At 63.4% G+C, this 14,448-nt stretch carries 12 protein-coding genes; 6 read left to right on the top strand and 6 right to left on the bottom strand.

Annotated features, from left to right (window positions below):
* Positions 1–175: 175 nt before the first annotated feature.
* A complete protein-coding gene (locus AB6O04_RS17130) occupies positions 176–823 on the bottom strand; it encodes a LuxR C-terminal-related transcriptional regulator (RefSeq protein ID WP_368565423.1) in 648 nt (215 codons plus the stop codon).
* A gap of 268 nt (positions 824–1,091) precedes the next feature.
* Between AB6O04_RS17130 and AB6O04_RS17125 the strand changes: the two genes are divergently transcribed.
* Positions 1,092–2,264 carry an OprO/OprP family phosphate-selective porin gene (locus AB6O04_RS17125; protein WP_368565422.1) on the top strand — a complete coding sequence of 391 codons (1,173 nt, stop codon included), beginning with the start codon at positions 1,092–1,094 and terminating at the stop codon, positions 2,262–2,264.
* Positions 2,265–2,725: 461 nt separating this feature from the next.
* Here the strand turns inward: AB6O04_RS17125 and AB6O04_RS17120 are convergent, their stop codons facing one another.
* Positions 2,726–3,976 carry a flavohemoglobin expression-modulating QEGLA motif protein gene (locus AB6O04_RS17120; protein ID WP_368565421.1) on the bottom strand — a complete coding sequence of 417 codons (1,251 nt, stop codon included), beginning with the start codon at positions 3,974–3,976 and terminating at the stop codon, positions 2,726–2,728.
* A gap of 217 nt (positions 3,977–4,193) precedes the next feature.
* Positions 4,194–5,291 (bottom strand): ribosome small subunit-dependent GTPase A, encoded by a 1,098-nt coding sequence (gene rsgA / locus AB6O04_RS17115; protein WP_368565420.1) that lies wholly within the window; start codon positions 5,289–5,291, stop codon positions 4,194–4,196.
* Between the two features lie 93 nt (positions 5,292–5,384).
* Here rsgA and AB6O04_RS17110 point away from each other — a divergent pair, with 93 nt between their 5' ends.
* Positions 5,385–6,665, top strand: a complete 1,281-nt coding sequence (locus AB6O04_RS17110; RefSeq protein WP_368565418.1) for a pyridoxal phosphate-dependent aminotransferase — start codon at positions 5,385–5,387, stop codon at positions 6,663–6,665.
* A gap of 279 nt (positions 6,666–6,944) precedes the next feature.
* The gene (locus tag AB6O04_RS17105; protein ID WP_368565417.1) at positions 6,945–7,586 is read left to right on the top strand and encodes an SGNH/GDSL hydrolase family protein; all 642 of its coding nucleotides are present in this window, start codon (positions 6,945–6,947) and stop codon (positions 7,584–7,586) included.
* 153 nt (positions 7,587–7,739) lie between these two features.
* Here the strand turns inward: AB6O04_RS17105 and AB6O04_RS17100 are convergent, their stop codons facing one another.
* Positions 7,740–8,561, bottom strand: coding sequence for a polysaccharide deacetylase family protein (locus AB6O04_RS17100; RefSeq protein ID WP_368565416.1), 822 nt, complete (start codon positions 8,559–8,561; stop codon positions 7,740–7,742).
* A 55-nt stretch (positions 8,562–8,616) separates the two neighbouring features.
* On the opposite strand from AB6O04_RS17100, the gene grxD reads away from it, so the two are divergent.
* Entirely contained in the window at positions 8,617–9,546 is a 930-nt protein-coding gene (grxD, locus tag AB6O04_RS17095) for a Grx4 family monothiol glutaredoxin (RefSeq protein WP_368565415.1), read from the top strand.
* Positions 9,547–9,792: 246 nt separating this feature from the next.
* On the opposite strand, the gene AB6O04_RS17090 is transcribed toward grxD, so the two are convergent.
* Positions 9,793–10,332, bottom strand: a complete 540-nt coding sequence (locus tag AB6O04_RS17090; RefSeq protein ID WP_368565414.1) for a DUF924 family protein — start codon at positions 10,330–10,332, stop codon at positions 9,793–9,795.
* A 385-nt stretch (positions 10,333–10,717) separates the two neighbouring features.
* On the bottom strand, positions 10,718–11,494 hold the full coding sequence (locus AB6O04_RS17085) for an AMP nucleosidase (protein ID WP_368565412.1): 777 nt from the start codon (positions 11,492–11,494) through the stop codon (positions 10,718–10,720).
* A 112-nt stretch (positions 11,495–11,606) separates the two neighbouring features.
* Between AB6O04_RS17085 and AB6O04_RS17080 the strand changes: the two genes are divergently transcribed.
* Both AB6O04_RS17080 and AB6O04_RS17075 read left to right on the top strand, forming a co-directional pair.
* Entirely contained in the window at positions 11,607–13,031 is a 1,425-nt protein-coding gene (locus AB6O04_RS17080) for an amidohydrolase (protein WP_368565411.1), read from the top strand.
* Positions 13,032–13,168: 137 nt separating this feature from the next.
* A complete protein-coding gene (locus AB6O04_RS17075; protein ID WP_368565410.1) occupies positions 13,169–14,422 on the top strand; it encodes an amidohydrolase family protein in 1,254 nt (417 codons plus the stop codon).
* The last annotated feature ends 26 nt before the right edge of the window (positions 14,423–14,448 follow it).

Genomic DNA, 14,448 nt, shown 5'->3' with positions numbered 1-14,448 from the left:
GCATCCGGGCTTTGCGGAGCCGAGCTTGCTCGGCTGCTCTTGTTTCGGAACGAAAAGCAGCCGAGCAAGCTCGGCTCTACGAACAACACAATTCAATATCGCGTGCCGTTGCGACGGCATCATCGTTACAGACGCTGTGCTATCGCGAGGCGCAGCTCCGCTCTACGACAAGCCACTACAACTCCGCCCCACCCTCTTGCTGTTCCAGCGCCTTCACCAGCACCGCGGCTTGGGTGCGGCTATTGCACTCCAGCTTCTTCAAGATCGCGGTCACGTGCACTTTCACGGTGTTTTCGGCCAAGCCCAGCTCGTAGGCGATCTGCTTGTTCAACAAACCGTCGGCAATGCACAGCAGTACGCGGAATTGTTGCGGTGTCAGCTGCGCAAGCCGGGCGGCCAGGCGGTCGTCGGATTCGGAACGTTCCGCGGTCAGCGGCGGGAACCAGGTGCCGCCGTCCAGCACCGTTTGCACGGCGGTGCGGATGACCTCCACTGGCGAGGACTTGGGAATGAAGCCGGCCGCGCCGAACTGCTGCGCGCGGCGGATCACCCGCGGGTGGTCGTTGGAGGAAATCACGATTACGGGAATATCCGCCCGCTCTCCACGCAAATACACCAGGGAGGAAAAGCCGCGCGCACCGGGCATGGTCAGGTCCAGCAATACCAGCTGGATGTCGGGATGCTCCGTCAATGCCGCCGTGAGGGTGGAAACGCTGGAGGCCTCCACGGTCACAACGCCGGACATCGTTTCCCTTAGCGCATGCAGCACCGCCGCGCGAAACAGCGGGTGATCGTCGGCCACCAGGATCTTGTTGTCGCTCATGCCGCAAGTCTGGCACGGACAGCCGGTCTTGAGATGATGCCGCGCAGCATGACGGAGGCATATTCCGACTGGCGATCACAGGGGCGTGCGTTCTCACGCAGGTCGCGCTGCTCTTGCGTGTGTTCCGGGCAAGGAAGAGCGAGGGAGTGGCCGCCAGACCGACGCGACCTACTTGAGAATGGATGACGCGCCCTACTACCAATGCGTTATTGGTGCTGCGCCATGCAACTGTCATCTTGCGATTCACTCACTCCCATCAGACATGCCGATGACCTTGCAACGCACCCGCCTGCTTCCCTTCGCGTCGCTCCTGCTGCTGGCATGCGCCTCCGGGGCGCAAGCCGCCGAGGGCGAAGAGAAAGACATCACGGCCAAGGTCGGCGGACGATTGCACTGGGATATCGCGCGTTTCGACAACGACTCGCGCGGCGCACCTGTCGCTGACGACTCGGATCTGCGTGCGGCGTGGCTGGACATTTCCGGCAAGTTCTACGGCTTGGGCTACAAGCTGGAAGCCGACTTTTCCGGCGATGAAGTGATCGCGCGCGATGTCTACGTCACGCGCAAGTTCAAGGCAGGTACGTTGACCGTTGGCCAGTTCAAGCAGTTCGTCACTCTGGATGACCGGGTCAGCTCCAACCACACCTCTTTCGTGGAGCGCAGCTATCTGGGCCAGGCGTTGGCGCCTACCTACCGCCTGGGCGCCGGCTGGTTGTCCGCACGCAATGGCTACACCCTGGGCGGCAGCGTCTACAGCCTGGAAAATATCGACGTATGGCAAACCAAGGGCGAGGCCGCGGTGGCACGCGGCACTTACGCGCCGTGGCGCGACGAAGGCCGGGTGCTGCATGTCGGCCTTTCGGTGGCACGTGAGGAGTACGACCACCCCGGCGCCGATGGTGCTTCGGCGCTGCGCGTGCGCGTGCGTCCGAATGGGCTGTTCTCCGACGCCAACCGCATCACCCTGCTCGATTTCAGCCGTGGACTGGACACCCGTGTGGACAAATACTCGCTGGAACTGGCGGGCGTCCACGGCGCTTTTTCTTATCAGAGCGAACTTGGCGGCGCGCGCTTCGACGATGGCGCACAAACAGGGCGGCTCTCCACGGGCTATGCCCAGGCGGCATGGATGCTGACCGGCGAAATCCGTCCTTACGATGCAAAGACCGGCCGGTTTGGGCGCATCCAACCGACGTCGCGCGGCGGCGCGTGGGAAGTGGCGCTGCGCTACGACACCATCAGCGGCCGGCAGAACGTCAATGGCTTGCCTGTCTCGCGCGATCAGGCCGTCAGCGCATGGAGCGCCGGCGTGAACTGGTATCCGCGCCCGCACCTGCGCGTGATGCTGGATTGGGTGGAAAGCCGCAGCCGCGACCGTCTGAACAACGCTACGCTTGATCGGACCAGCGCGCTGCTGGGGCGGTTGCAGGTGGATTTTTGAGGGTAAGAAGAAGCGGGAACGGGGAACGGGGAACGGGGAATGACCGAGCCATGGCGCGTTTGCGCAATGGCTGACGTAGCGGCCTCCGTTCCAGGACAGCCAATGGCACCTCCTGGAGCATTCGAATCAACTACTGCTCATGAAGACAATCGTCGTCATGACCAGCCATTCGGCTGTTAAAGAGCGCTTCCGGCGCAAGCCGGGACCCAGTGCCTTTCACTCCGGATGGTAATAAGTCGCTGGGCCCCGGCCTACGCCGGGGTGACGAATCTGTCATCACTTGAACAAAAGTTACAGGTGGATTTCTGACCGGGTCGGGTAACTGGGAGCGACCAGGAAGAAAGCTTTCTGGGTGTTCGTCACGACTTCAGCCGTTGCACAAACGCGCCGTGGGTCGGTCATTCCCCGTTCCCTGTTCCCCGTTCCCGTTTCTCCTCATCGATCGCCCGGCCGCGCGCCTCCTAAATCGACGGCGTATCCAACTGATCCATCCGGATCTTATTGGCGAACAACGAGAACGCCAGCATTCCTGCCAAGCCGTTCGCGCGGCTGACCCACGGCGGCAGCCAGCGCGGTGGCGCCAGCACGCCGCTGTCGAACAATGGATCGAAAGCCTGCACGTCGCTCAATGTCATCTTGCCGGCAAACAGGCGCCGGCATAAACCAAGGCGGTCCTGCTGGAGCGCGTGGCGGAAGAAGGTGTGCACGCCGATCAATCCACGCAGGTACACCGTGTCCTTGGTGAACGCCGCGCCGCCGTGCGTGGGCACGCCGCGGAACACGCGCTGTGCGGAAGAGAAACTTTCTTCCGGATTCTGGCCGGCATCGACGAAATAGCGGAACACTTCGATGAAGTTCGCGCCGTTCAGCGCCATCGCCACGGCATCGATACGCAGGCTGATGCGCTTCATGCGTTCGATGTCGATACTGCCGGTGATTTGTTCGGCGAAGGTGGCCAACCCTTCCTGTGTGGCGGTGACGCGCGGCGATGACAACGCCAGGCTGGGCAGGTTGAGTTGTTCTCGCCCGTTCAACGCGGTCAGCGAATGCACCAGTGCTTCATGCTGCAGAAGTTGCCGCCTGTCGTAGTCGCTGAACGCGGCGCCATGGCGTAGCCGGATGCGGTTGGCGCCTGCCGCCGCCTTCGCGATCAGCTCAGGATCCAATTCCACCGTGATCACGCGGCCATCGAAGAAATCGTCCAGGTCGCTCTGCAACTGCAACTGCAAGGCCGTGGCGGAAACCGGAATCTGTTCTTCCGGTGCCAGCAACGCGTGATCCATGCCATTGGCAATGGCGATGAAATGCTGTGCGGCTTCGCGCGTGGTCGGCCCATGGCCCGGCAGCGCTTCGTCCGGCTGACCGAACAACGCGGCCGAATGCACCGTCACCTCATTCGTGCCCAGCGATTCCAACAGCTGCGCGGCGATATCCCAGCTTTGCGCGGACTCGCGCAGATAGGTGCCCAGCGGGTGCGATGGGTCGGCCGCGAGGGCCACTTTCGCCAGCTCGCGGCGCGCGTCGCCGAAATCCAGGCGTGGATAATCGATCTGCGGCAGCTGCGGCTGTCCGCGCGCGAAACCTTCCAGGAATGGCGCCTGCACGGTGGCCGGCCAACTCGCCAGGCTCAACAGCTTGATGCCGCGCACTGCCTTGACCATGCGCGCGTCGAGCGCGGCGTGGTGGGCGATATCAGGATTCATGTCAGTCATTGAGATGTGCTTTTGCTTCTGCCTCCTCCCTTGCGCGCAGCGCAGGGGAGGATTGAGGAGGGGTGCTTTTGATTTTGATTTTTTGATCTTGCTTTTCAGTTTGATCATGCATCGCGCGAAAAGCACCCCTTCCGCCTTCGGCACCCCGTATCAAGTACGGGGCAGGCTCTTCCCCTGTAAACAGGGGAAGGGTCTTTCTGAATGATCTTGAGGTCTGCTAACGCTTGCCGTACTTATCGTCCAACCGCTTATTCGATGGCTTGTTCTGCACACGCGCATCTGATTTCTGCGCCAGGCGCGCTGCCAGTTTGTCGGCGGCGGCGGCGACTTCGTCGCGGAGCTTCAGGTAATTGTGGAAGCGTTCCTCGTCCAACTCGCCGCGCTCGATAGCCGCGCGCACTGCGCAGCCGGGTTCGCGCTGGTGCGAGCAATCGCGGAACTTGCATTGCTCGGCCAAGGCTTCGATGTCGGCGAAACCGCCTTCGCCCAGATCTTCTTCACCGGTCGGTTTCAGCTCGCGCATGCCGGGCGTGTCGATCAGGCAGGCGCCGGACGGCAACGGAATCAGCGCGCGGTAAGTGGTGGTGTGGCGGCCGCGCGAATCGCTCTCGCGCACTTCGCTGGTCTTCATCTTCTCGTTGCCCAGCAAGGTATTGGTCAACGTGGACTTGCCAGCACCGGACGAACCCACCAGCACCACCGTGCGGCCGGGGCCCAGCCAGGGTTCGAGCACCGCCGCGCTGGCGGGATCCTTGGCGTTGACCGCGTGCATCGGAATGTCCTGGATTGCGAGTTCTTCCAGCGTGGCGATCGCGTCGGGGCCGTATTCGGTCTTGTCGGCCTTCGTCAGCACCACGACCGGCTGCGCACCGCCGCCGCCCACCAGCAGCAGGTAGCGTTCGATCCGGCGTGGATTGAAATCCGCGTCCAGGCCGCAAACGATGAATACCGTGTCGATATTGGCCGCGATGACCTGCTGGTGGTAATGCTCGCCGGCGGCGCCACGCTTGATGGCGGTATGCCGCGGCAACAGCGCGACGATGCGCTTGCCTTCCAGCAACACCCAATCGCCCACCGCCGGCCGCTCGTGCGAGGGGAAGCGTGGGCGCTGCCATTCCGGCAGGGACTCGGCCTTGATCGCCGCGCCGGGTGCGTTGGCGACCACGTAGCCGGATCGGTGCTGCTCCACCACCCGCGCGGGAACGGCCCGGGGATGGGCCGCGAAGGCCTTTTGCCAAGCGGCATCTTCCGGCGCGCCGGCATAGGGCCAGCCGATGGGGCGGAGCGGGGAAAAATCCGGGGATTCGAGCGTCATGCGTTGATTCTAGACGGCCCCTGAACTCCGCGCCGCCCGGACAGCGGTTTTCCGCTAAGCTGGCGACTCGTTATTTGCCCCTTCCGCCCCGCCATGCCTACCTTGAAGACCCGCGAACGCCTATCCGAAGTCCGTTACGAAATCCGTGGCGAACTGGCACGGCGAGCCCGGGAGCTGGAGGCGCAGGGCCGCAAGCTGATCAAATTGAACATCGGCAACCCGGGCGCGTTCGGGTTCCGTGCGCCGGCGCATCTGCAAAAGGCGATCATCGGCGATATCGACCACACCGATCCCTATACCCATCAGCAAGGCCTGCCCGCCGCGCGCGAAGCGGTTGCAGCGGCATATGCGCGTCGCGGCACGCCGCATGCCAGCGCCGATCGGGTATTCATCGGCAACGGCGTGAGCGAACTCATCGACCTGTCGCTGCGTGCGCTGCTCAATCCCGGCGACGAAGTGCTGGTGCCCTCGCCCGACTACCCGCTGTGGTCGGCGGCGACCATTCTCAACGACGGCCGCCCGGTCTATTACCGCTGCGATCCGGAAAACGATTTCCTGCCCGATCCGAGCGAGATCGAAGCGCTGGTGTCCTCGCGCACCCGCGCCATCGTGCTGATCAATCCCAACAATCCGACCGGCGCCGCGTATCCGCGCGAGCTGCTGGAGCGCATCGTCGCCATCGCCGCCAAGCACAAGCTGCTGCTGATGGTCGATGAGATCTACGACCAGGTGCTGTACGACGGCGCCAGGTTCGAACCGGTGGCGCCACTGGCCGGCGACGTGCCTTGCATCACCTTCAGCGGGCTGAGCAAGGTGCACCGCGCCTGTGGCTGGCGCGTGGGTTGGTCGGTGCTATCCGGCGATGGCGAAGTGGTGCGCGATTTCCTGCACGCGATGGATCTGCTGAGTGCACTGCGCCTGTGTGCCAACGTGCCGGGGCAGTACGCCATCGAAGCGGCCATCAACGGCCCGGACACCATTTCGGCCTTGTGCGCTCCCGGCGGCCGTCTGTACGAAACCCGCCGCGCGGTGATCGAAGCCTGCGACGCCAGCGAACATCTGGATCTGGTGGCGCCGGCCGGCGCGTTGTATGCATTCCCCGCCGTGGTGGGTGATGCCGCGCGCGCTTTCGACGATCACGACTTCGCGTTGGACCTGATGGAAACCGAAGGCGTGCTGGTGGTGCCGGGCTCAAGCTTCAACGTGCCCTACCGCCACCACTTCCGCGTCACCCTGCTGCCGGAAGCCGCCACGATGCGCGAGGTATTCGCCCGCATCGACCGCGCCCTCACGCGTCGCGCCGAGGCCGTGACCAAGGTGGTGCCGATCAAGGCGAAGTCGCGGCCGCGCCTCGCGATAGCACAGAGTCAATAGCAATGAGGCCGTCGCAACGGCCGGTGATTAGCGAATAACCGCTAAGTTGCTTGTCGTAGAGCGGAGCTTGCTCCGCTGCTCTTGCTCCGGAACGAAAAGCAGCCGAGCAAGCTCGGCTCTACCAGGAGCGCCGCCGGTTATTCGCTATCGCCGGCCGTTGCGACGGCCTCATTGCTATTGATTCGGTATTGTCGCGAGGCGCAGCTCCGCTCTACGACAAGCCTGTAGCAGGTAAAACTGCAGCTTTTGCTCTCCAGCATTCCGGAGCAAAATGAAGTCATGACCACCACCCACACAACCGCCCTGGTCCCCGAATTGCGCTACCTGGCGCTGGGCGATTCCTACACGATAGGCGAAGGCATCGAAGAAGCTGGCCGCTGGCCGATGCAGTTGGCTCGTGCATTACGCGCCGAAGGCATTCCAATTGCTGATCCGCAGATTATCGCCACAACGGGCTGGACCACTGACGAACTGGATGCCGCCATCACCGCGCAAGAACCTCTGGGCGAGTACGACTTCGTCAGTCTGCTGATCGGCGTCAACAACCAGTATCGCGGCCGCCCGGTCGAGGAGTACCGCGTACAGTTCGCGGCGTTGTTGTGGCGCGCGATCGGCTTTGCCAGGAACCGTCCCGAGCGTGTGCTGGCGTTGTCCATTCCCGATTGGGGCGTCACCCCGTTCGCGCAGCAGCAAGGCCGTGATCGCGATCAGATCGCACGCGAATTGGATGCCTACAATCTCGCTGCCCGCGAGGCGTGTTCGGCGCGTGGCGTCGCCTTCGTGGATATCACCGCCGTCAGCCGTGAACGCGGTGAAGATGTAAAGATGTTGGCCGACGACGGTTTGCACCCTTCCGCGGCGATGTACGCCGAGTGGACCAAGTTGGCGTTTCCGGTTGCGCATCGGTTGCTTGCAGCTTGATACGAAAGACAGAGGAATTCCTTGTGCGAGCGATGGCTTTCAACAGCCGAATGGCTAGTCAGTCGCGACCGGAAACATCAACGTCGCGACTCACGTCGCTCCAACAGGGAACTCCTCCGCGCCTCGTAGAACGGCATCCTCCACCTGGATCCATCACGCCGCTGCGTAGACGTCCACGGCTTCGGCTCCACCGCCCGTCTGCTCGGGCAACACGCAGCGATATCCCCGCGCATCCAGCCATTGCAGCAGTTCCGCCAGGATCGCCACGTTGTGGCCGTGCGCGGCGCCTTCGTGCAACAGCACGATGGCGCCGGGCGAGATGTCGCGCTGGATGCGCGCCAGCACCTGTGCCGGCTGGCAATTAACGCCATCGAAACCACGCGCGCTCCACGCCATCCGCGCCAAGCCGTGGCGCTTGAGCGACAGGCCGACGAACGGATTGGTCATGCCCACCACCGAGCGGAACCATCGCGGTGTTTCGCCGGTAATCGCGGTCAGGATCGACTGGCTGCGGCCAATCTCGTGTTCCAAACGCCATGGGCCCAGCCGCCAGAAATGGGCATCCGGGTGGCTGGCGCTGTGATTGCCGATGCCGTGCCCCCGCGCGGCGATTTCCTTTACCAGTTCCGGCCGGGCCAGCGCGCGCTCACCCACCAGGAAGAAGATCGCCTTCGCGCCATGCCGGTCCAGCAGGTCCAGCATCGGCCAGGTGTCGTCGGAGGGGCCATCATCGATAGTCAACCAGACTTGCCGCCCGTCGGCGGGAAAGCGCGACAGCGCCGGGCAGAACAGCGTGGCGCGCGGGTGCAGGGTGCCCCAGAGCACCACCAGATGGGTCGCCGCCATCGCCGGCAGCCCCATTTGCCAGCCCCAACGCCACCACAGCGCCGCCACCGCCACTTGCGACAGGGCCAACAGGCCCAATATCCAACCCGGATGGCGTGGTTCGCGATGCAGTGTTCTTGCTCTGGTCATCCGTCAATGATGCCATGCGGCGTAAAATCCTCTTTCCGTTTTCCGGTACCCATTCATGTCTCTCGACCCTGCTCTGCGCTCCCGCATCGAATCCCTTCTTCAGTCCAACCGCGTTGTGCTGTTCATGAAGGGCCAGCCCAACATGCCGCAATGCGGCTTCTCGGCCAAGGCGGTCGGTGCGCTGGGCGCGCTGGGCGTGGATTTCGCTCACGTCAACGTGCTGGCCGACCAGGATATCCGCGAAGGCATCAAGGCCTATGGCGACTGGCCGACCATCCCGCAGCTGTACATCGACGGCGAACTGGTCGGCGGCAGCGACATCATCGAACAGATGTCCAACTCCGGCGAACTGGCCACGTTGCTGGGCCTGGAAGCACCCGACCGCTCGCCGCCCAAGATCACCGTTACCCCGGCCGCTGTCGAGATGCTGCGCAATGCGGTGGAAGACGCAGGTGAAGGCGCCGCGCTGGCGCTGTCCATCAACGCGCAGTACCAGCCGAATTTCCAGCTCGCGCAATACGATGCCAATGCGATTGCCGCCGAATCCAACGGCATCCGCGTTCAGTTCGATCTGGCCAGCGCACGCCGTGCCGATGGCATCACCATCGATTGGGTGGACGATATCCGCGGCAAGGGCTTGGCCATCGACAACCCGAATGCACCCAAGCCGGTGCAGACGCTTTCTCCCAAGGAAGCCGATGCCAAGGTTCGCGCCGGCGAAGTGTTGCTGGTCGATGTTCGGCCCGCCGACGAACGCGCGATCGCGGCGGTATCCCTGCCGTTCAAGACGTTCGACGGCAATGGCCGCGCTGAGCTGGAAGCCCTGCCGAAGGACACTGCGATTGCCTTTTTGTGCCGCAGCGGTGGCCGCAGCCAGCAGGCGGCGGAAGAGTTTTTGGTACGCGGCTTTTCTAATGTCTACAACATCGCGGGCGGGACTAACGCCTGGGCTGATGAAGTGGATGCAGGCCTGGCGAAGTATTGATCTAACCGGGAAGGTCTTGCTCCCTTCTCCTTTCGGGAGAAGGTGCCCCGAAGGGGCGGATGAGGGCATGCGCTTTCAGATCGACGGATGAGTATCCGAGCACGGAATTCTTCTGCCCTCATCCGATGCTGCGCGCCACGTCGCCTCGCGCCCCGGCCCTGCGCAGCGCGCAGGGCGTTCAGGCAGGCACGAGCCGGTGGCTCGTAAGCCGCATGCCTTCACCCCGGAGGGAGAAGGGAAAAAGCGCTACCCGCTAAACCCGCCACTCGCCAGATAGTCGATCTCTTCCTGAGTTGAGTCGCGGCCCAGCGCTGGATTGCGGTGCGGGAAGCGGCCGAAGCGTGCGATGAGGTCGTAATGCAGCTGGGCGTAGCGCATGTACTCGGCATCGTTCAACGCGCCGAATAGTTCCAGCGAGCGTTGTTGGTCTTCCAGCGACTCGGAATGCTCAAACGGCATGTAGAAGAAGATGCGCAGCGCCGGATCGACTTGATGATCGAACCCTGCCGCCAGCGCTCGGCGCGCGTAGTGCCGCGCCAGCCCATCGGTGGCGTATGAGTGCGCGCTACCACGGAAGCAGTTGCGCGGAAACTGATCCAACAACACCATCAACGCCAGCGCGCCTTCGGCGGTTTCCATCCACGCTTCGCACTCACGGCGTGCGGCTGCGAAATGCGCCTCCAGGAAACGATCGCGAAACCGCAGATCGAACGCGTTGTCGTTGGCGAACCAGCGCTCCATGCCGGCTTCCTGCCAGAACTGCACCACCGTTGCAGGTTTTTCCATACGCGTCACCGGTGATCGGTTTACAGGCATTGGTGTTTGCCGGGCCGGTAGCTGCCGGCGTAGATCGGGGTTGCCATCGAGCTTCCAGGGTGAGAGAGACAGGGAGGATAGTGCAAATAGTGTCTGGGAAACGTCGTTGCTAGTGCGAGTCGTCCGGCTGGCAGTGAGATCGCTTCTGAACCGCCCGCCAAGCATGAGTTGGCTTAGCTTCATGCAGAACCGAGATCCGATGTTGACCCTCATGGCGATACCGCATCCTTGTGGGAGCGACGTAAGTCGCGACGTTGACGTTTCCGGTCGCGACTTACGTCGCTCCCACAAGGAACTCATCCGCGCTTTTGTAGGGCCGAGCTTGCTCGGCTGATTGTTCTCCGGTGCGATCCACTCACTCATCAAACCGCAAATGCCGCACCGATTTCCCGTTGCGGCGAATCAGCTTCAACGCTTCGATGCCGATGGTGATGTGGTTCTCGACGAACTGGCTGCTGACCTTGGCATCGGAGGCTTCGGTCTTGATGCCTTCGGGGATCATCGGTTGGTCGGACACCAGCAGCAATGCGCCACAGGGAATCCGGTTGGCGAAGCCTGCGGCGAAAATGGTGGCGGTTTCCATATCGATGGCCATGCAGCGCAGTTTGCGCAGGTATTCCTTGAAGGTGTCGTCGTGTTCCCAAACGCGCCGGTTGGTGGTGTAGACCGTGCCGGTCCAATAGTCGTGGCCGAGGTCGCGGATCATGGTGGAGACGGCGCGCTGCAATGCGAACGCTGGCAGCGCGGGTACTTCCGGCAGCAAATAATCGCTGGAGGTGCCCTCGCCGCGGATCGCCGCGATGGGTAGCACCAGGTCACCCAGTTCATTCTTCCGCTTCAGTCCGCCGCACTTGCCCAGGAACAGCACCGCCTTGGGCATGATGGCCGACAGCAGATCCATCATAGTCGCTGCGTTGGGGCTGCCCATGCCAAAGTTGATCATGCTGATGCCGTCGAAGGTCGCGCTGGCCATCGGCCGGTCCAGACCGACGATGGGCGCGCCCGTCAACGCGGAAAAAGTATTGAGATAGCCGCCGAAGTTGGTCAGCAGGATGTGTTCGCCGAACTGATCCAGCGGCACGCCGGTGTAGCGCGGCAGCCAGTTTTCGACGATGTCGTTCTTGTCTTTCATTCTTCTTCTCCTGTTGTTCTTTTTTTCGCCATTGTGGCATGAGCGTCACTCTATGCACTTGGCATCCGCCCCGCCGCCGGTTAGGTTTCTCCAACCTTCCAGAGGAAACTCCATGCGATCCATTCCGATGGCCGGCTTTGGTCTGGCTCTACTTTGCGCGGCGGCTAGCGTGTCTGCGGCCACGCCCACGTCCCGCTTCACCCAGGACCCGTATCCCAGTACTTATCGCGCGATCGCCTCCGGGCCGGTGCTGATAGAACACGCTACCGTGCTGACCGGCACCGGCGAGCGACTGGACGATGCCGACGTGCTGCTGGAAAACGGCAAAGTGGCGGCGGTTGGCCGGGGCTTGAAGGCACCTGCCGAAGCCACTCGCGTCGATGCACGCGGCAAATGGGTGACGCCCGGCATCATCGACGTGCACTCGCACCTGGGCGTCTATCCCAGCCCTGGCGTGCGCGCGCACGGCGACGGCAACGAGGCCACCGCACCGGTTACCGCGAATGTCTGGGCGGAACACTCCATCTGGGCGCAGGACCCGGGCTTCCACACCGCGCTGGCTGGCGGCGTGACCTCCCTGCAGATACTGCCAGGCTCGGCCAATCTGGTTGGCGGCCGCGGCGTGACGCTGAAGAACGTGCCCGGCAATACTTATCAATCGATGAAGTTCCCCGGCGCGCCATGGGGCGTGAAGATGGCATGCGGCGAAAACCCGAAGCGCGTCTACGGCCAGAAGAGCGGCCCGTCCACGCGCATGGGCAATGTGGCCGGCTATCGCGCCGCCTTCATCGATGCCAGCGAGTATTTGAAGAAGAACGGCGCCAAACCTGAGAAGCCAAAGCGCAAGCGTTGGTGGGAGCGTGCCTCAGGCAACGGCAGCGAGGACAGTGAAGGCGATACCGGCGGCAAGCGCGACTTGAAGCTGGATACGCTGGCCGGCGCCATCAACGGCGAAATCCTGGTGCATATCCACTGCTATCGCGCCGATGAAATGGCGACGATGCTCGATCTCGCCAAAGAGTTCGGCTTCAAGGTATCCGCGTTCCACCACGGTGTGGAAGCCTACAAGCTGGCCGACCGTCTGGCCGCCGAAGGCGTCTGCGGTGCGCTGTGGGCAGACTGGTGGGGCTTCAAGATGGAAGCCTTCGATGGCATCCAGGAGAACATCGCGCTGGTCGACCGCCCCGCCAACAGTTGCGCCATCGTGCATTCCGATTCGAGCGAGGGCATCCAGCGCTTGAACCAGGAAGCGGCGAAAGTCATCGCCAACGCACGACGCGCCGGCATGGAGATTCCACCCGAGCGCGCCATCCGCTGGCTGACCGCCAATGCCGCCAAATCGCTGGGTATCGCCGAGCGCACTGGCACGCTGGAAGCCGGCAAGATGGCCGACGTGGTGGTGTGGAACCAGGACCCTTTCAGCGTGTACGCCAAGGCGGAGCAGGTCTATATCGACGGCGCGCGCATCTACGACCGACATGATCCCTCTCGGCAACCCAAGTCGGACTTCATGCTGGGCCAGGAGGTGGCGCCATGAAGTTCATCCGCACTCTTCTCGCTCGTTATTCCATTACTCGTCATCCCGGCGCAGGCCGGGACCCAGCGGCTTGCTCGCGGCAGCCGGATACAAGTGGAGTTCTTCTAGGAAGTCGCTGGGTCCCGGCGTTCGCCGGGATGACGGCAAAAGCGGTGGCGTTGGTGGTGTGCATGGCGGCCACCACCGCATCTGCCCAGAACGTCCTGATCCGCAACGCCACCGTGCATACCGCGGGTGCGCAAGGCACGCTGAAGAACGCCGATGTGCTGGTACGCAACGGGGTTATCCAGTCGGTCGGCAGCGGCTTGGTCGCACCCTCCGGTGTTCAAACCATCGACGCGGCCGGCAAGCCGCTGACGCCAGCCTTGTTTGGCGGCATCACCGAAATCGGCATTGAGGAAGTTTCCGGCGAGTCGGCCACCAACGACGGCGCGCTGACGCTGACCGATCAGCCGATGCGGCCGGAGTTCGACGTCACCCTGGCGTACAACCCGGCCTCGGTATTGGTGCCGGTGGCGCGCGTGGAAGGGTTGGGGTTCACGCTGCTGGGCGCCACCACCGGCGGTTCGTTCATCGCCGGCCAAGGCGGCGTGATGCGGTTGGATGGCAGTGCGGATCCCATCGGTCCGCGCGCATTGTTCATCCGCCTGGGCAGCAGCGTTGTGGGATTGAGCGGCAATTCGCGCGCCGCCCAGTGGATGCTGCTCGACCAGCTGGTGGCCGAGGCGCGCGGGCGGGTTCCTGCGGATTCACCGCACGCGCTGTTGACGCCCACCGGACGTGCGGTGCTGGCGCGTTACCTCGCCGGCCACGGCCGCATTGTGGTGGAAGTGAACCGGGCGGCGGATATTCGCCAGCTGCTACGTTGGGCACAACGCGAAAAGCTGCGCATCGCCATCGCCGGCGGCGCGGAAGCCTGGCAGTTGGCACCGCAGATCGCGCAAGCGGACGTGCCGGTGTTCGTGGATTCGTTGGCGGATCTGCCAGCGGACTTCGATCAGATCGGCGCCACCCTGGAGAACGCGGCACGATTGCGCGCCGCCGGCGTGGCGGTTGGCTTCGCCCAATCCAACGACGCCTCGCACAACGCGCGCAAGATTCGCCAGTACGCCGGCGTGGCCGTCGCCAACGGCCTGCCTTGGGAAGACGGTCTGGCAGGTCTGACACGGGTGCCGGCGCAGGCCTTTGGCGTAGCCGATCGTTTGGGGACCATCGCGCCGGGCAAGTTGGCCGATCTGGTGCTGTGGTCCGGCGATCCGCTGGATGTGGCGAATACCGCCGAACAGTTGTGGCTGGGCGGCCGCGCCATCCCGATGCGTTCGCGCCAGACCGAACTGCGTGATCGCTACCTGCGCGAGCCCGGCGCACTTCCGCGGGCTTATACGCGGTAGTCCATTTTGTAGGAGCGGCGTCCCGC

The organism is Pseudoxanthomonas sp. UTMC 1351 (genome assembly GCF_040948865.1).
GTDB lineage: Bacteria > Pseudomonadota > Gammaproteobacteria > Xanthomonadales > Xanthomonadaceae > Pseudoxanthomonas_A.
The sequence above is the reverse complement of the archived record's forward strand: the minus strand, read 5'-3'. Positions and strand labels throughout refer to the sequence as shown.